The 19,110-nt window shown below is 28.9% G+C and carries 19 protein-coding genes and 1 riboswitch; all 19 genes read right to left on the bottom strand.

Features of this window, described 5'->3' with window-relative positions; all coding sequences use genetic code 11:
• Positions 1-8: 8 nt before the first annotated feature.
• Positions 9-707 (bottom strand): zinc metallopeptidase, encoded by a 699-nt coding sequence (locus ABDZ60_RS06520; RefSeq protein ID WP_016206421.1) that lies wholly within the window; start codon positions 705-707, stop codon positions 9-11.
• A gap of 46 nt (positions 708-753) precedes the next feature.
• Positions 754-1,680, bottom strand: coding sequence for a methionyl-tRNA formyltransferase (gene fmt / locus ABDZ60_RS06515; RefSeq protein WP_016206422.1), 927 nt, complete (start codon positions 1,678-1,680; stop codon positions 754-756).
• A 15-nt stretch (positions 1,681-1,695) separates the two neighbouring features.
• A complete protein-coding gene (gene def / locus ABDZ60_RS06510; protein WP_016206423.1) occupies positions 1,696-2,139 on the bottom strand; it encodes a peptide deformylase in 444 nt (147 codons plus the stop codon).
• Between the two features lie 11 nt (positions 2,140-2,150).
• Complete coding sequence (gene priA / locus ABDZ60_RS06505) at positions 2,151-4,349, bottom strand: primosomal protein N' (protein ID WP_016206424.1); 2,199 nt, start codon at positions 4,347-4,349, stop codon at positions 2,151-2,153.
• 55 nt (positions 4,350-4,404) lie between these two features.
• Positions 4,405-5,604, bottom strand: a complete 1,200-nt coding sequence (coaBC, locus tag ABDZ60_RS06500; protein ID WP_016206425.1) for a bifunctional phosphopantothenoylcysteine decarboxylase/phosphopantothenate--cysteine ligase CoaBC — start codon at positions 5,602-5,604, stop codon at positions 4,405-4,407.
• A gap of 2 nt (positions 5,605-5,606) precedes the next feature.
• On the bottom strand, positions 5,607-5,831 hold the full coding sequence (rpoZ, locus tag ABDZ60_RS06495) for a DNA-directed RNA polymerase subunit omega (RefSeq protein WP_016206426.1): 225 nt from the start codon (positions 5,829-5,831) through the stop codon (positions 5,607-5,609).
• Positions 5,812-6,453 carry a guanylate kinase gene (gene gmk, locus ABDZ60_RS06490; protein ID WP_016206427.1) on the bottom strand — a complete coding sequence of 214 codons (642 nt, stop codon included), beginning with the start codon at positions 6,451-6,453 and terminating at the stop codon, positions 5,812-5,814. Before gmk ends, rpoZ begins: the two co-directional genes overlap by 20 nt.
• Positions 6,453-6,722: an extracellular matrix/biofilm regulator RemA gene (gene remA / locus ABDZ60_RS06485; protein ID WP_008678315.1), complete on the bottom strand. Its 270-nt coding sequence runs from the start codon at positions 6,720-6,722 to the stop codon at positions 6,453-6,455. The genes gmk and remA overlap by 1 nt, the downstream gene beginning before the upstream one ends.
• Before the next feature lie 14 nt (positions 6,723-6,736).
• Entirely contained in the window at positions 6,737-7,618 is an 882-nt protein-coding gene (locus tag ABDZ60_RS06480; protein WP_016206428.1) for a YicC/YloC family endoribonuclease, read from the bottom strand.
• 200 nt (positions 7,619-7,818) lie between these two features.
• Complete coding sequence (locus tag ABDZ60_RS06475) at positions 7,819-9,186, bottom strand: NCS2 family permease (protein WP_016206429.1); 1,368 nt, start codon at positions 9,184-9,186, stop codon at positions 7,819-7,821.
• Between the two features lie 98 nt (positions 9,187-9,284).
• Positions 9,285-9,386: riboswitch (purine riboswitch) on the bottom strand.
• Between the two features lie 57 nt (positions 9,387-9,443).
• Entirely contained in the window at positions 9,444-10,430 is a 987-nt protein-coding gene (locus ABDZ60_RS06470; RefSeq protein WP_047000591.1) for an asparaginase, read from the bottom strand.
• 217 nt (positions 10,431-10,647) lie between these two features.
• The gene (locus ABDZ60_RS06465) at positions 10,648-11,043 is read right to left on the bottom strand and encodes a PBECR3 domain-containing polyvalent protein (protein WP_343777033.1); all 396 of its coding nucleotides are present in this window, start codon (positions 11,041-11,043) and stop codon (positions 10,648-10,650) included.
• Positions 11,044-11,202: 159 nt separating this feature from the next.
• Positions 11,203-12,681 carry a stage IV sporulation protein A gene (gene spoIVA, locus ABDZ60_RS06460; RefSeq protein WP_343777031.1) on the bottom strand — a complete coding sequence of 493 codons (1,479 nt, stop codon included), beginning with the start codon at positions 12,679-12,681 and terminating at the stop codon, positions 11,203-11,205.
• Positions 12,682-12,928: 247 nt separating this feature from the next.
• The gene (locus ABDZ60_RS06455) at positions 12,929-13,924 is read right to left on the bottom strand and encodes an NAD(P)H-dependent glycerol-3-phosphate dehydrogenase (protein ID WP_343777029.1); all 996 of its coding nucleotides are present in this window, start codon (positions 13,922-13,924) and stop codon (positions 12,929-12,931) included.
• A 2-nt stretch (positions 13,925-13,926) separates the two neighbouring features.
• Entirely contained in the window at positions 13,927-15,243 is a 1,317-nt protein-coding gene (der, locus tag ABDZ60_RS06450) for a ribosome biogenesis GTPase Der (protein ID WP_047000589.1), read from the bottom strand.
• On the bottom strand, positions 15,243-16,577 hold the full coding sequence (locus ABDZ60_RS06445) for a DUF512 domain-containing protein (RefSeq protein ID WP_016206435.1): 1,335 nt from the start codon (positions 16,575-16,577) through the stop codon (positions 15,243-15,245). The genes der and ABDZ60_RS06445 overlap by 1 nt, the downstream gene beginning before the upstream one ends.
• A gap of 244 nt (positions 16,578-16,821) precedes the next feature.
• Positions 16,822-17,478: a phosphate signaling complex protein PhoU gene (gene phoU, locus ABDZ60_RS06440; protein WP_016206436.1), complete on the bottom strand. Its 657-nt coding sequence runs from the start codon at positions 17,476-17,478 to the stop codon at positions 16,822-16,824.
• A gap of 22 nt (positions 17,479-17,500) precedes the next feature.
• Complete coding sequence (pstB, locus tag ABDZ60_RS06435) at positions 17,501-18,250, bottom strand: phosphate ABC transporter ATP-binding protein PstB (RefSeq protein ID WP_016206437.1); 750 nt, start codon at positions 18,248-18,250, stop codon at positions 17,501-17,503.
• Positions 18,251-18,284: 34 nt separating this feature from the next.
• Positions 18,285-19,109, bottom strand: coding sequence for a phosphate ABC transporter permease PstA (gene pstA, locus ABDZ60_RS06430; RefSeq protein WP_016206438.1), 825 nt, complete (start codon positions 19,107-19,109; stop codon positions 18,285-18,287).
• Position 19,110: the final 1 nt, after the last annotated feature.

Below are 19,110 nucleotides of genomic sequence, written 5' to 3'. Positions count from 1 at the left end.
TCTACCTCTTAATTATCATTATATCTATTATTTATAGCTATTAATCTTATTAGTTGAGAAATAGCCATAAGAGTTGCTGCTACATATGTCATTGCAGCTGCATCTAAAACCTTTTGCGCTCCTTTTAATTCCTCTCCATATAAGAAAGTTCTTGTTTTTAATATATTTAATGCTCTTGTCGAAGCATTAAATTCTACTGGAAGAGTTATAATTTGATAAATTACAGCTCCACTAAAAAATATTATACCTATCTTTGCAAATAATGGATTTCCTAAAAATATACCTATCATAAATAAATATATTGATATTGAGCTCCCTATATTAACAACTGGAGCTATTTTCGTCCTTAAAGCTAAAGGAGCATAATGAGTTTGATGTTGAATTGCATGCCCACATTCATGAGCTGCTATTCCAGCAGCTGCTACAGTTGCACTATCATATACTTCCGGTGAAAGCCTTATTACTCTTAATGAAGGATCATAATGATCACCAAGGTGCTTACTATATCTTTCAACTTTTACATCAAAAAGTCCTGCACCATCTAATATATTTCTTGCAACCTCACTACCAGTAACACCACTTAAAGTTCTAACAGTTTTATATTTTTTATATGCACTGTCTATTTTAAATTGTGCCCAAAAAGCTATTATCATAGCTGGTATCAAAATTAAATAAGTTGAGTCAAATAAAAATCCTGGATAAAACATAAATTTCTCTCCTTTATATATAGATTTATATTATTTATGGTAAAATCTAAATAAGTTTTTTATTTATTTCTAGTCCATTACCATTTGTATATTGTTCTATAGTTAAAGGCTTTCCATTTGGAAATTGAATTTTCTTAATTAACAATACCCCTAAATTTGTTGAAACTTTCATTCCTTCCTTAGATACATTTATTATAGTTCCTGGCTCTTTATTACTACTTTCTACTAAAACTTCACTTTCATATATCTTCATTGATTTATCATCATAAGTAGTATGTGCAATTGGCCATGGATTAAGTCCTCTAATTAAGTTATGAATGTTTTTAGCAGAATTATTCCAATCTATCCTCCCCAAATCTTTATTTAGCATCTTTGCATAAAAGGTTTCCTCACACTGTTTTTCTGGAATTATGGTTCCTTTTGATAAACCATCTATAGTATTTAACAAAAGGTCTGCTCCTCTATACATTAATAAATCATGCAATTCTCCAGCTGTCATATTATCAGTTATCTCAATCTCATCTTTAAGAAGCATATCTCCTGTATCAAGTCCTACATCCATTAACATTGTTGTATTTCCTGATTTTTTTTCACCATTTATTATAGCCCAATTTAATGGGGCTGCTCCTCTATACATAGGTAATAAAGAAGCGTGTAAATTTATACAACCATACTTTGGAATATCTAAAACTTCTTTTGTCAATATTTGCCCAAAAGCTACAACTATTATAAAATCTGGTTTTAAATTTTTTAGATACTCTAAAGCTTCTTTATCAGCTTTTAGTTTAGTAGGTTGAAAAACTTTAATATTATTTTCTAATGCAACTTCCTTAACTGGTGAATATGATATTTTTTTACCTCTACCTTTTGGTTTATCAGGTTGAGTAAATACACTTTCAACTCCATAAACATCAATTATTTTTTTTAATGAAGGTACTGCAAAGTCTGGGGTTCCCATAAATACTATCTTCATGCTAATCCTCCTTAGTTATTTTAAATAATCTATAAATAAAGTACCGTTTAGATGATCATTCTCGTGAAGTATAGCTCTTGCTAAAAGCTCTGTTGCTTCTAAGATGAACTCTTCTCCTTTTTCGTTTAGTGCTTTTACTTTTACATAGTTAGGTCTCTCAACATCTGCAGCTTCTCCAGGCACACTTAAACATCCTTCTTCACCAATTTGAGTCCCCGAAACCTCTAATATTTCTGGATTTATAAATACTCTTAATCCATAATCATCATAAACATCTATAACAAATATTCTTTGAAGTATACCAACTTGAGGTGCTGCCAGCCCAACTCCATCAGCTTCATACATAGTATCCGCCATATCTTCAATTAATTTTATTGTTCTAGGTGTTATTTTAGTAACAGCCTTACATTTCTTTCTTAATGCTTCATCTCCATTTTGTCTTATATTTCTAATCGCCATTTTTCTACCTCCTAAGTCAAATTATTTGGATTAATATCAATAGTTGCTTTTACTTCATTATATACATTCTTATTTAATTGATAAAGTTTATCTTTAATTTTTTTACAAAAATCTAAAGATAATTCACCTTTAAACAAAATTTGCCATCTATAATTATCTTTAATCTTAGAAATGATACACGAAACTGGTCCTAACATTTCTACATTATTATATTCATCCTTTATTTTTTCAAAATTATCTTTTAATAACGCCATAAAATCCATTAATATTTTTTCATTTTTAGAAGAAGCATTTATTAATAGTATTTTACCAAAAGGAGGATAATACATCAAACCTCTTGCTGTAAATTCTTCATTATAAAATCCTTCATAATTATAACTTTTAGCATAATTTAAACTATAATGATCTGGATTATATGTTTGAACAATAACTTTCCCCTCTTTAGCTCCTCTCCCTGCTCTTCCTGCAACCTGTGTAACTATTTGAAATGTTCTCTCAGCAGATCTATAATCTGGTATGTTTATAGACATATCTGCAGCTAATATTCCAACTAATGTTACATTTTCAAAATCTAATCCTTTCGATATCATTTGGGTTCCTATAAGGATATCTCCCTTTCTATTTTTAAATAAATTATATATATCCTCATGGGCATTTTTACTTCTTGTAGTATCTACATCCATCCTTAGAACTCTAGCATCTTTAAAGTATTTTTTTACTTCTTCTTCAACACGTTCTGTTCCAGCTCCAAAATGCTTAACATATTTACTTTTACATTTTGGACAGATTTTTTGTTGCCTTTCAGTATACCCACAATAATGGCATATAAGATATCCATTTTTATGATACGTCATTGATATGTCACATTTGTGACATTTAAATACATACCCGCAACTTCTACAGGATACAAAAGTAGAAAAGCCTCTTCTATTCAAGAATAAAATTATTTGCTCTTTTCTGTATAAAGCTTCCTTAATTTCTGTAAAAAGCTTTCTGCTAAACATGGATATGTTTCCACTATTCAATTCTTCTCTCATATCTACTATATCCATTATAGGCATAGGTTTATTATCTACCCTATTATTAAGTTCTAATAATTCTATTTCACCTGTAATAGCTCTATAATAAGTTTCTATAGATGGTGTTGCTGAACCTAATATAACTTTACAGTCTTTAACTTCACTTAAAAATTCTGCTATTTCTCTTGTTACATATCTAGGATTTTGTTCTGATTTATAAGTATTTTCATGTTCCTCATCTATTATTATTACACCTAGATTGGAAACTGGTAAAAATAATGCACTTCTCGCACCAATTATAACCTTCGCTTTACATTCTTTAACTCTATACCATTCATCATATCGCTCTCCATCTGATAGCTTACTATGAAATACTGCAACTTCTCTTCCAAATCTTCCTTTAAATCTTTCTATCATTTGTGGAGTTAGAGATATTTCTGGTACTAAAATTATTGCAGATTTTTCTTTTGAAATAGCTTCACTTACAAGCTTCATATAAATTTCTGTCTTTCCAGAACCAGTTACTCCCTTTAGTAAGAATATTTTTTTATTAGAATCTTTTATTTGGTTTAAAACCTTAATTTGATCTTCTGTAAGTTTTCTTTCACTGTATTCGATATATTTTTTATTATTATATCTATATACTATTTCTTCTTCTATTTTTAAATATCCATCACTTACTAATTTATTAATTTTATATAATGAGAATTTATATAAATTCACAAGTTCACTTTTATTAAATTTTCCATTGTTATCTTTTATAAAGCTTATTATATCTTTATATTTATTTAAAGTATTACTATCCAAAGAATTATCTCCAATGGCTACTACCATTTTATACTTATTCTTAGTTCCCTTTAATATTCCTTGTGGAATAAGAAGCTTTATAGCATCTATATACTTACATAAATAACTTTCCCTTATAAAATAAATAAGCTTTAAATCATTTTCACTTAAAAGTGATTCTATTGCCCCTATGGATTTTATTTTTTTTATTCTAATGCCCTTTATTTCTTCTTCTTTTATAGATAATATAAATCCATCTACAAGAGAATTTTTAACTCCAAAAGGTACTTTTACCCATTGTCCTATCTTTATTTCATGTTTAAGTTCTTCTGGTATTTCATAAGTAAAGGGTTTATCTATATCTAAAGCATCACTATTTATAATGATTTCTGCATATTTTTTCAAATTCATCACCCTTTTATTAGGTTATATTAACCCTATAAATAGAAGAAAGCGCCCTTTAGCGCTTTCTTAATATAGTTTCAAAGATTTTAGATGCAACTTCTTTTTTACTCATCTTATCTAAATATATTTCTTCTCCATCTTTAGAAATAATGATAACTTTATTATCTTCACTTCCAAATCCGGTGTCAGCACTTGTAATATCATTTGCCACTATATAATCTAAATTCTTTTTTTGTAATTTATTCTTAGCATTCTCTATTATATTGTTACTTTCTGCTGCAAATCCAACAAGAACTTGATTATTTTTCTGTTCTCCTAATATCTTTAAAATATCGTTATCTCTTACAAAAGTTAAAACTAAATCCTCTTCGCTTTTCTTTATTTTTTCATTGCTATAGTTTTTAGCTTTATAATCTGCAACTGCTGCTGATTTAATAACAATATCGCTATTTTTAAAATTATCTAACATTGCATTTTTCATTTCTTCATTTGTAGTTACATTTATTACATTTATACCTGTAGGAGGGTTTATATTAGTTGGACCTGACACTAAAGTAACATTAGCCCCTCTAGCTTTAGCCTCCTCTGCAATATAATATCCCATTTTTCCTGTTGATCTATTTGTAATAAATCTAACTGGATCTATTTTGGAATGAGTTGGTCCCGCACTTATTAAAACATTTTTCCCTTGTAATTCCTTAGATTTATCTTGATTGTTAAGTACTTCTAAAACTCTTTCTACAATTGTATTTACATCTGCCAGCTTCCCTGTACCTATATCTCCACAAGCAAGTCTACCAGAAGCTGGTTCTATAAATTCATATCCATATTTTTTTAATTTTTCTATATTATCTTGAACGATCATGTTTTCATACATGTTAGTATTCATCGCTGGAGCAAAGATAACCTTTGCTCTAGTTGCCATAATAGTTGTAGATAACATATCATCAGATATTCCATTTGCAACTTTTCCAATTATATTTGCAGTAGCTGGTGCTACTAAAAAAACATCTGCTCTTTTAGCTAGTGATATATGTTGTATTTCAAAGGCCTTAGGCTCTGCAAACATATCTGTTACAACCATATTTTGACTTAATGATTGAAATGATAATGGAGTTACAAATTTAGTTGCAGATTCAGTCATAATAACTCTTACATCAATATCTTTCTTCTTTAAAGCACTTATGATATCTAAAGCTTTATAAACTGCAATGCCTCCACTTACGCCTATGCATACACACTTTTTATTATTCATAATTATTTTAAACCTTCTTTTGTAGGTATAGCTTCATATCCTACTTCACCTTCATTAACTTCATTAATAGCAATAGTTAAAGGTTTTTTAGATTTAGTTGCAACTAATGGTTCGCTTCCATCTATTATTTGTCTTGCTCTTTTTGAAGTAACTATTACTAGTGAATATCTGTCATCTACCTTTTTAAGTAAATCCATTATTGATGGATTAATCATAGAGTTGTTCATGAATTAAGCCCTCCTTGGAATCTAAAATTGTATTTTCTTTTATTCTATCAACTCTGCATTTTTCTGCTGCTATAATTGATTCTACTTTTGATACAGCTAGATCTAAAGTATCATTTACTACAGCATAATTATATTTTGAAACATAATTAATTTCTTTATATGCATTTTTAAATCTAGTCATTAATGATTCTTCTGTTTCGCTGCCTCTTTTTATAATTCTTTGTTTTAATTCTTCCATTGATGGTGGAAGAATAAATATAAATACTCCTTCACTAAAGTTTTCTTTTACTTGTAGAGCTCCTTGAATATCTATTTCTAGAATAACATCCTTTCCTTCTTCAAGCATTTTTTCCACATTTACTTTTGGAGTACCATAAAAATTTCCATGGACATTAGCATATTCTAAAAATCCATTTTTTTCAACTTTTTCTTTAAATACTTCTTTGGATAAAAAGTAATAATTTACGCCATCTACTTCTCCATTTCTTGGAGATCTTGTTGTAGCTGAAACTGAAATATATATATTTTTATGCTTTTCTAATAAAGCCTTACAAATAGTACCTTTTCCAGCTCCCGAAGGTCCTGAAATAACTATTAAAACACCTCTATTATTACTCTGCATTATTCATCTACCTCATCTACAGCTTCATCTTTTGCTACAAGCCTATGAGCTACGGTTTCTGGTTGAACTGCTGATAATATGACATGATCACTATCTGTTATTATAACAGCTCTTGTTCTTCTTCCATAAGTTGCATCTATAAGCATACCTCTATCTCTAGCTTCTTGTATTATTCTCTTTATAGGTGCTGACTCTGGACTTACAATAGCAACAAGTCTATTTGCAGAAACTATATTACCAAATCCAATATTAATTAACTTTATACCCATTGTTCTCCTCCTATTTACTCTATATTTTGTGATTGTTCTCTTATTTTTTCTATTAAGTTTTTTATGTTAATGACATAATTTGTCATATTCATATCGTTAGATTTAGAAGCAATTGTATTAGCTTCTCTATTCATCTCTTGAATTATAAAATCAAGTTTTCTTCCAATTTGTCCGTCTTCTTTAAAAGTTTTTCTCATTTGATTTAAATGACTTTTAAGTCTTGTAATTTCCTCATCTACCGCTGACTTATCTGCAATTATAGCTATCTCTTGTGCTATTCTCACTTCATCTATTTCTATTCCTTCAAGTAAATCTTTAAGCTTAACCTCTAATTTCTTTTTATATGCAATTGGAACAGTATATGCTATATTTTCTATATTGTGTACTAAACTTTCTATTTCAATTAATTTTTGAAGAATATCTTCCTTAAGCTTTTCTCCTTCAATTATTCTCATATTATTCATCATTTCTAATGATGAATTTATAAGAGGTTTAATAACTTTCCAAATTTCGTCTATTGAATCTTCTTCTTCTATAATCGTTATAACATCAGGAAATCTAGCAATTTGAGTTGCTGTTATATCATTTTTTATATTTAGATTTTCTTCTATTTCTCTTAAACAGTTATAATAACTTTCTGCAAGTCTTAAATTTAATTTAGCTATTCCATCTCCGCTACTATAACTTTTTTGATTAATAAATACATCTACTTTTCCTCTTGATAGTTTTGAATTTATTAATCTTCTAATTTCTTCTTCTAAAGAAATTATACTTTTGGGTAATCTTACATTTAAATCTAAATACCTGCTATTTACACTTTTCATTTCCACTGAAAATAAAAATTTATTTCCTTCTTCACTACTAGCTCTGCCAAAGCTAGTCATACTTTTAACCATATATGCCTCCAAAGTTTATATTATATTAAAAATACAAGAACATTTTAATATTAATTTATATTTTACTTAATTGTCAATAATTTGTTTACAAATTATTAACATTTGTTTTTTTATTAATTTACAATTAAAAAAAAGAAGTAGAATATTCTACTTCCTTCTTAGGATTTACTAATACGAAAAGAGTTACCTTTCTGTATAATTTATATAAATACTAACTTAATTATAAATAATATTGCAAGCAATATCATAACTATAGATACATTAGTCCTATCTTTTTTCTCTTTACAGAATAGATTATATACTAAATTAATTACTACATATGATAATATTCCAATAGTTAAACCATCACCAATACTATATGTTAAAGCCATAGTTGTTATTGTTAAAAATGCTGGTACACCTTCTGTTATATTATCAAATTTAATATCCTTTACAGCTCCAAGCATTAAATATCCTACATAAATTAATGCTGGTGCAGTTGCACATGATGGTATTGCTATGAATATTGGTGAAAAGAACATTGCTACTAAGAATAATATTCCTGTTGTAATTGCTGTATATCCTGTTCTTCCCCCGGCTGCAACACCAGTTGAACTTTCTACATATGTTGTAACAGTTGAAACACCTAATATTGCTCCTATAGTAGTCCCAATCGCATCTACTAATAAAGCTTTTCCCGCATTTGGTACATTGCCATTTTCATCTAACATATTTGCTCTTGAGCAAACTCCTACTAAAGTTCCAACTGTATCAAAGAAATCTACAAACAAGAAAGTACAAACAACAACTATTAAATTACGCGCACTATCCATATTTAAGAACTGACTGAAGTCTAATTTACCTGCTATTGGAGTAATACTTTCAAATTTAAATAATCCTTCTGGCAAATAAATACCTAAATTAGTTGCTGCTTCTGGATTTATTAATGCATATCCCCAAGCCAATAAAGTGCTAGTTAATATACCAAATAATATAGATCCTTTTATTTTCCTCTTGTCTAATACTGCTATTATAACAACTCCAACTAATGCAATAATAACTGTTGGTGAAAAATGGCCCATTTTAACTAGTGTTGCATCATCCTTTATTACTAATCCTGCTCCTACCATACCTATAAATGCTATAAAAATACCAATACCTGCAGTAACCGCATGTTTCATTGTCATTGGTATTGCATTTACAACAGCTTCTCTTACCTTAAATAATGATAATAATATAAATATAATACCTTCTATAAATACTGCTGTTAAAGCTGTTTCCCATGATACTCCCATTCCTATAACAACTGAAAAAGCGAAAAATGCGTTAAGTCCCATACCTGAAGCTAATGCAAAAGGTAAATTTGCAAGTAACCCCATCAATATGCAAGCTATTGCTGCTGCTAGACATGTAGATGTAACTAAAGCTCCAGCTGGCATTCCTGTTGCTGATAATATATTAGGATTTACTGCAATTATATAAGCCATAGTTAAAAAAGTAGTAATCCCAGCCACTATCTCTCTTTTAAGATTTACATTTTTGTTTCCTAGTATCGGTAATAGTCCTTGTCCTTGTGATAAGCTTTTCATTTTTAAACCCCCTAATTTTTTATAAAAAAAAGCTGCATGAATTATTAAGCAGATAACTCATAGCAGCTTTTTAATAAATACTAACAATTATATAGTAAATTAATTAGTATTAAACTCATAGTCAAGATGTTTACGGTATCCTGGTAGAAACTTATGACCCTTATTGTCAATATTATATGAGCTACTTATCTTACGAACATTATTATACATTTTAAAATATAGTTTGTCAATATAAACGTATTAATTCGTTTATAAGTCTACATAATATTCGTATTGTTTTTAAAAGATTCCCTTATATCAATTCTTTTACTGCTTGAAAGTGCTACTATTAATTTAATCCTTGCTTTTTGTCCTGGCATACTTTCTTCAAAAAATACACCTAAGTCTTTAAGCATTTTCCCTCCACCTTCATATCCATAAGATTCATATACCCTTCCCTCAAAGCATCTAGAAACGATGACAACAGGTATATTATTATTTAAAGCTCTTTTTATTCCAGCTACCATAGAAGGTGGAACATTTCCTCTTCCTAAAGCTTCTATAACAATTCCTTTATAACCTTTATCTATAAAATAATTTATGTAATCCGAACTCATTCCTACCACACATTTTATTAATGCAACCTCATCATTTATACTTTCTACATAATAAACCTTATGTTTTTTAGTCTTTCTATAAAATAACACCTTATTATTATCTACTATTCCTATTGGGCCAAAGTTTGGAGTTTTAAAAGCATTAAGTGCCATTGAATTTGCTTTAGTAACATCTGCTGCTGAATTTAATTCCCCATTAAAACAAACTAATACACCTCTACCTTTAGCTTCTTCTGAAATTGCCGTACATATTGAAGTTGCTAAATTAAATGGACCATCATATCCAAGTTCTGAACTGCTTCTCATAGCACCTGTTACAACTATTACCTTTTCTGTATCTATAGTTAAATCTAAGAAGTACGCCGTTTCTTCTAAGGTATCTGTCCCATGAGTTAATACAACTCCATCTATATCTTCTCTATCTACTAAAGATTTTATAAATTTACTAAGTTCTAGCATGTTTTGTATTGTAATATGTGGAGATGGTTTACTAGAAAAGCTATGAGATTCTATCTCTGCAAATTCTTCTATTCCAGTTACCATTGACATTATTTCTTCTCCAGTTAAACTTGGAACAGCCGCTTTTATTCTTTCATCTACTTTCATAGAAATTGTTCCTCCATTAAAGACTACTGCTACCTTTTTCATATTTTCCCTCCTAAAATTAATTAAAAAATAAAAACCCTTGGATAAACCAAAAGTTTAAAAAATTTAAATCTAAATTAGATTATTGGTAGGTCGGCGTATCCTACATCTCTTATTACTGAAATTCAGCGTATGAGGAGCCCTTTCTCACCTCAATAATCTATTAATTTTATGCCAATATACATATTATAGCTTTTATACAAAAATGTTTCAACTTTTATTATTTCCATTTTATTAATTTTCCTCTATATAGTCTATTGTTTATTTTACCTTCGCTTATAGGATACATTGTTGAAACATATATATAATCCCTTTTGCTATCTATATCTATACCTATTAGTATATTCGTCTCTGCCTTTTTTATTAATTCGATATGAATCCCTTTTTCAGTTAGCTTATATACCCCTATATAGTCTGGATCTTCAATTATATTTCTCATATATTCTATTAGATTCCCAACTACTTTTTTACTCAATTGTTTTCCATGTCTTTTTTTAATATGCTTTAATACCCCTGGGGAGGCATAGATGGTACCTGTAAATTTTACCCCTAAGTTTTCTGCCATTCTTTCTTTAAAATATCCTACTCTCTTATAGGTACAAAATCTGTCTTCCATAATATCCCTCAATTCTGTATAGTGTATATGAGCTTTATTTTTAAAAGATCTTACTAATATATTATTCATTAGTATTGTTTTAATTTACAAATATAATGTAAATGTACTATTTATTTTATAAAGAAAAAGGTCAGTCTACAATAAGACTAACCTCTTTCTTTATAAGATAATGCAGATTAACCCTCCACTACCTTCATTTATTATCTTTTGAAGTGTTTTCTGAATTTTAACTTGTACATCATCAGGCATTTTATATAATTTATTTTGTAATCCTTCTTTTATCAACACTTCCAAAGGTTTACCAAACATATTACTTTGCCATAAAGATGCTGGATCCTTATCAAATTGCTCCATTAGTGATTTTACTAATTCTTCACTTTCTTTTTCTGATCCCATTATAGGACTTATTTCAGTTTTTATATTAGCTTTTATAAAGTGAAGTGATGGGGCAGATGCTTTTAGCTTCACACCAAACTTCGTTCCTTGCTTAACCATTTCAGGCTCTTCAAATTTCATTTCTGATAACTGTGGTGCAACTAATCCGTAACCAGTTTCTCTTACATCAATTAGTGCATCCTTTACTTTATCATATTCTTTTTTGGCAAAATTTAATTCTTTTATTAAAGATAATAAATCACTTTCTGATTGAACATCTAAATCACAAATTTCGCTTAGTATGTTATAGAAAATTCCATCTTTAGGTTTCATAGTAATAATTGCCTTACCTTCTCCCAAATCCACTGAACTCATTTCTGTTGGAGATAAATTTTCTTCTTCTTTTAATAAATTTAATGTAGTTTTAATATCTCTAACCTTACTTATGTTTTCGCACATTCCTTTTATTATATTAAAGAAATTCTTTTTTAACCAATGTTCAGGCTCTAATTTTTCAACCCAACTTGGCATATTTATATTAATTTCTTTTACTGGGAATTCTTTAAGTACATGTTTAAATATATTTTCTACATCACTTTCATTCATATTAGCTACATCCATAACTTGAACTGTAACATCATATTTTTCTTCTAAAATTTTTTTCATCGCTCTTGTTTCTGGAGCATTAACATATTTCGTATTAAGTACAACTATGAAAGGCTTATTTATAGCCTTTAATTCATCTATTACTCTTTCTTCTGCTTCTAAGTACTCATCTCTTTCTATCCCTGTAATACTTCCATCTGTTGTGACTACAAGGCCTATGGTAGAATGATCCGTTATAACTTTTCTAGTTCCTATTTCTGCTGCATCTTCAAAAGGTATTTCGTAATCGTACCATGGAGTATTTACCATTTTAGCTTCTTCTCCATCCATATATCCTACTGCACCTTTTACAATATAACCAACACAATCAACCATTCTAACCTTAAATTTTATGTCTTCATCGATAGTTATTTCTACAGCTTCATTTGGAACAAACTTAGGTTCTGTTGTGTGAATACTTTTTCCTGATCCACTTTGAGGTAATTCATCTTTTGCTCTTTCCTTTTTATAATTATTATCAATCTTTGGTATTACCATAAGGTCCATAAACTTCTTTATAAATGTTGATTTACCTGTTCTAACTGGTCCAACAACACCTACATATATGTCCCCTTGTGTTCTTTCAGCTATATCCTTGTATATATTAAAGCTGTCCACGGTGTACCCTCCTATTTATTTTTAACACTATATATATATTCAAGGATATAAAAAAATATACAGTTTTTTAAAATTTTTAAAGATTCCTCGAAGTACATATATAATAATATATTAATTTCAGTTTAATAATATTACCATATATAGTTAAAATCATAAAAGGATTGATTCTAAAATGAAAATTTAATTAATAAAAAAAGAAAAAAGCTCCATTAGGAGCTTTTAAAATAAATTAAATCAACACTTATTTTTAGTATATTTCACTTTTTCTTTCTCTTTCCATTAAATCTATTACTGCATCTTTAGGATTCTTTTCTTCAAATAATATTTTATACAAAACATCTGTTATAGGCATTTCAATATTTAATTTTTCTTTTAACTCATAGAAGGCTCTACATGCTTTAATTCCTTCTACTACCATTCCTACTTCTTTTATAGCTTCGTCAGTTGTTTTTCCTGTACCTATTAAATAACCTGCTTTTCTATTTCTAGAATGAAGACTAGTACAAGTAACTATTAAATCTCCCATACCAGTAAGTCCAAGGAAAGTTTCAGCTTTACCGCCAAGCTTAACTCCTATCCTAACGATTTCAGCCATACCTCTTGTCATAAGTGCTGCTTTTGAATTATCCCCATATCCAATTCCATCACAAACTCCTGCTGCCAATGCAATTATATTTTTAACTGCACCACCAATTTCAACGCCTATCAAATCTTCATTAGTATAAACCCTAAAATTGATACTTATAAATAAATCTTGAACTTTTTTAGCTGCATCTAAATGATGTGAAGCTACTACTACAGTTGTTGGAATATCAAAAGCTACTTCTTCAGCATGACTAGGCCCGGATAAAATTACTACTTTATTATTTGGTAATTCCTCTTCTATAACTTGAGATAATCTTAAATTGCTTCCTTCTTCAATTCCTTTAGCTATACTTATAATTATAACATCTTTTTTTATCTTATTTTTTAACGATTTTGCTACTACTCTTATAGCATGTGAAGGTACAGCTAAAACTATAAACTCTGTATTTTCTATAGCTTCATCTAAATTAATATAAGCAGTGACATTTTCAGGTATATGTAAATCTTTAATATATCTATCATTTCTTCTATTTATATTAATATCATTAACTGTATTTTTTTCTCTATCATATATACTAACCTTATTACCTTTGTTAGCCAACAATATTCCTAGAGCAGTACCAAAACTACCTCCTCCTAAAAAGGTCACATTACTCATTATTATTCCTTCCTTTCTCTATATTCTATTTGGATACCAGTTCCACTAAAATCAAAGCTTTCCCTTAATTGATTTTCAAGATATCTTTCGTAAGAAAAATGTGATGCACTTGAATCATTAACAAAGAATATAAACTTCGGTGGTTTTGATGCAACTTGAGTTGCATAATAAATCTTCATCCTTTTCAGTCCTACTATTGGTGGTTCTTTCATAAGAACAGCTTTATTTATAACTTCATTTAATATTCCAGTAGGGATTCTCTTTGAATAATTATCATAACATTCTCTTGCTATTTCTAAAACCTTATGTGCTCTTTGACCAGTTTTTGCAGATATAAATAAGTATTTTGCATACTTTAAAAACTTAAGACTCATTTGTAAATCTTCTTTATATCTTTGCATAGTTTTATCATCTTTTTCTATCAAGTCCCACTTGTTAACTATAACCATAATAGCTTTGTTCATTTCATGAGCATAACCTATTATTTTTTCATCTTGTTCAGTTACTCCTTCAGTAGCATCAATCATTAATATACATACATCTGCTCTTTCTATTGCAGTATATGTTCTGATTACAGAGTATCTTTCTATTTCTTCCTTAACTTTACTTTTTCTCCTAAGTCCTGCTGTATCTACTAAAATAAATTTTCCATGTTCAGTTTCTAATGTACTATCTATGGAATCCCTTGTTGTTCCAGGTATATCCGAAACTATTAATCTTTCTTCTCCAAGCAGTCTATTTATTAATGATGATTTACCAACATTAGGTTTTCCTATCATTGCTATTCTAATAAAATCATCTTCTTCATCTTCTTCATTATATTTATCAAAATTTTCAACTATTCTATCTAGCATATCTCCTAGTCCTAATCCTTGAGATGCTGATATGGTTACTGGATCTCCAATTCCTAAATTATAAAATTCCCAAGCATTTTCTTCTTCTTTTAAAGAATCAACTTTATTAACAACTAAAACAACTTCTTTTTTACTTTTTCTAAGCATACTTGCAACTTCATGGTCAGCAGGAGTTAATCCTTCTTTTCCATCAACAACAAACACTATAACATCAGCTGTTTCAATAGCTATATTTGCTTGTCTTCTCATTTGCTTAACTATTATGTCTTCTCTTTCAGGTTCTATACCACCAGTATCTATCATTGTAAAATTGTACTTAAGCCATTCAGCTTGAGCATATACTCTATCTCTTGTAACTCCTGGTGTATCCTGAACTATAGATATTCTATGTCCTGCCAATCTATTGAATAAAGTGGATTTACCTACATTTGGTCTTCCAACTATAGCAACTATCGGTTTACCCATTATTTTTCCTCCTCACAATTTTCATTTATTATATCAATAAGGTCATCTCCTGTATAATCACAAACTATAACCTTAATTCCAAGGGCTTTTTCTAAATCTTCTATTCTTAAATCATCCAACATAATCATATCTGCTGGGCCAAGTTCATATCCTTTTCTAAACATATTACTTGGCATAATTAAATAATCTGTTTCTATTTTTCCTTTTAATTGATCTATTATATCAGTTCCAGTTAAAAGTCCTGCTACTGTTATAGTATTTCCAAAGAAATTATTAATAATTTTATATACATCAATCTTAATATTTGGATTATGTCTTTTTATATTGTTTGCACATTTTTTTATTTCTTCATATGCAAGTTCCCCAGTAACCATTGAAAAACTACCCTTACGGTTTTTATCTAGGAATTCTAAAGAGTTTTGAGTAACTTCCCTAAAATATCTTATCATTCCTACACCATCTTCTAGTTGTTCATATTCTGAGTAAAATTCATCATTTGGAACATCTAAACCTGCTACTAAATAAAATTCATCAGATAATCTCACAAAAGGAGTACCTGTTTCTTCTACAAATCTTCTTTGAAGATCTTGTACCATCATAATTTCATTTTTTGCAGTTTCATTTGTAAATGTATCTACATGTGGAAGATTTTCTCTAAACTTAGTTATACCTATAGGTACAACTGCTATATTCTTTACATATGGATGCAGTTCATATAAATCAATAATAGTTTTTCTTAATTCTTCACCATTATTTACGTTAGGTATGCATACTATTTGTGCATGCATTACAATTTCTGCATCTCTTAACTTTTTAAGTCTTTCCATTATGCTTCCTGCAAATCTATTTTTTAGCATTTTCACTCTTAATTCTGGATTAGTAGTATGTACAGAAATGTTTATAGGACTTATTTTATATCTTATTATTCTATCGATATCTTCGTCCTTCATATTTGTTAACGTAACAAAGTTTCCTTGTAAAAAGGATAATCTTGAATCATCATCTTTGAAATATAATGTATTTCTCATACCTTTTGGAAGTTGATCAATAAAGCAAAACATACAATTATTTGAACATCTTTTAGCTTTATCCATTATTCCACCATCAAATTCAATACCTAAATCTTCTCCATATTCCTTTTCAATTTCATATTCCCAAACTTCTCCATCAGGTTTTTCAATTTCTAGAAGTACTTCTTCATCTGCTGCTAAAAATTTATAATCTATGATATCATCTATGGGTGTACCATTAATTGATATTAATACATCATTAACCTCTATTCCAACCTCTTCTGCAATACTTCCAAGGTCTACCTTTTTAATTAGATTTTTCATTTTTTCACCTCAATATTTTAAAAAGTATCTTTATATTATGTCATTTTATATAATAATTTTCCCCATATATAAACGAAATTATCTAAGATTCTTATTTATTAAGTTCTTTATATTTAAGTTGTTACCTTTTTTATATTAAATCGCAATTCACCTAATTATAATCATCACTTGATGTTATATTACATTAATAATAATATCTAGTCAATAAAAAACATCCCTATCATTAGGGATGTTTTTTATTTATTTATTCATTTAAGTCAACATAATTACCCTCTTTTGAAAAAATTATCCATTCACATATATTAGTTACATGATCTCCAATTCTCTCTAAATACTTTGATGCAAATAATATTTGTGTCCCTTGATTTATCATTGATTCATCTTTACCCATTTTCTTTAGTACTATTTCAAACATTCCTTGATAAATTTCATCTACTCTATCATCCATATCACAAATTTCATATGCTGCCTTCTCGTCTCCATTTACATATGCTTCAATTGAAAGTTTTATCATATTTGTAACTATGTCTACTATTTGCCAAACTGGTGCTATTTCATTTGAAAAATTAACACCTTTAACTCTTGGAACTATCTTGCAAATATCTACTGCATAATCTGCCATTCTTTCAAGATCTGTAACTATTTTAGTTGTAGTATATATACTTCTTAAATCCCTTGCAAGCGGCGACTCAGTAGCCATGAACTTAATACATTTTTCTTCTATTTCTTTTTGAAGATTATCTACTTTATCATCATCTTTCATAACTTTTTTTGATAATTCTAAATTTTGATCCTTAAGTGCCGTCATGCTATCATATATTTGTTTTTCAACCAGGCTTGCCATTTCAATAAGTTCAGAATTTAAAAGCTTTATCTTGTTGCTCATTACTTCTCTCATCATTTCAAATCACCTCTTATATATTTTAACCAAATCTTCCAGTAATATAATCTTCTGTTCTTTTGTCTTTAGGTTTATAGAATATATCTTCAGTATCTCCGTATTCTACTATTTCACCATTTAAGAAAAATGCTGTCTTATCAGCAATTCTTCCTGCTTGCTGCATATTATGAGTTACAATAATAACTGTGTACTTCTTTTTTAGCTCCTCCATCAATTCCTCCATTTTATTTGTGGATATAGGATCTAAGGCAGAGGTCGGTTCATCCATTAATATGATTTCTGGTGAAACTGCTATAGTTCTAGCTATACATAATCTTTGTTGCTGTCCTCCTGATAAACCTAAAGCACTTTTTTTAAGTCTATCTTTGACTTCATCCCAAAGAGCTGAACCTTTTAAACTCTTTTCCACTATCATGTCTAATGTTTTTTTATCTTTTATTCCGTGAAGTCTAGGTCCATAGGCTATGTTATCATAAATCGACATAGGGAATGGATTGGGTTTTTGGAATACCATTCCTATTTTTGTTCTTAATGCAATAACATCCTTACTCTTATATATATCTTCTCCATCTACAGATATTTCTCCATCTATTTTTACATTATCTATTAAATCATTCATTCTATTTAATGTTCTTAAAAAAGTTGATTTTCCGCATCCAGAAGGGCCTATAAATGCAGTAACTTTATTGGCTTCTAAATCTATACTTATATTTTTTAATGCTTGGTTATCACCATAATATAAATTTAAATTTCTAACTTTAATTTTAGGCATTATTTCATTTGACATACTTACACCTCTTAGTTTTTTAATAATTTGCCTTGCTAAACTTTTTGGTTATAATCTTAGCTATAATATTTAAAATCAATATAATAATTATTAAAACTATTCCAACAGCTGCTGCTTGTTCTATATTACCAGCTTCTTGAGTTACTAAATATGATTGCACCGTCAGTGTTCTGGCACTAGACATGATTCCCTTAGGCATTTTTGCAACAGTTCCTGCAGTTAAAAGTATTGCAGCTGATTCTCCAACCACACGTCCTACTGAAAGTATAACTCCAACTAATATTCCTGGAATAGCACTTGGTACTATAACTTTATACAGTGTTTGAAACCTTGTTGCTCCAAGTCCTAGTGAAGCCTCTTTATATGAAGATGGAACTGATTTTAAAGCTTCTTCTGTTGTTCTTATTATTACTGGTAATATTATTATTGCAACAGTTAAGGATCCCGCTAATAAAGAATATCCAAATTTTAATGTTACAACAAAAAATATTGATCCAAATAATCCATATACAATAGATGGAATTCCAGATAAGCTTTCAGTTGCAAACCTTATTATCTTTACAATTTTTCCTTGTTTTGCATACTCTGTTAAATAAATTGCTGCTAATACTCCTATTGGAGTAGCTACTAATATGGATATAAACACAGTATACAAAGTGGCTACTATCATGGGCAATATTCCCCCATCGCCTGATGCTGAATAATTTTTTGTTATAAAGTCTATGCTTATATGTTTATATCCCTTAACAAATATAAATCCTAATATAAATATTAATACTCCAACTGTAATTCCAGCTGAAATCCATAATAATAACTTTAGAATATTTTCTCTAAATTTTCTCATA

The organism is Clostridium sartagoforme (assembly GCF_039521405.1).
Taxonomy (GTDB): domain Bacteria; phylum Bacillota; class Clostridia; order Clostridiales; family Clostridiaceae; genus Clostridium; species Clostridium sartagoforme.
This window is presented reverse-complemented; position numbering and strand designations above follow the sequence as displayed.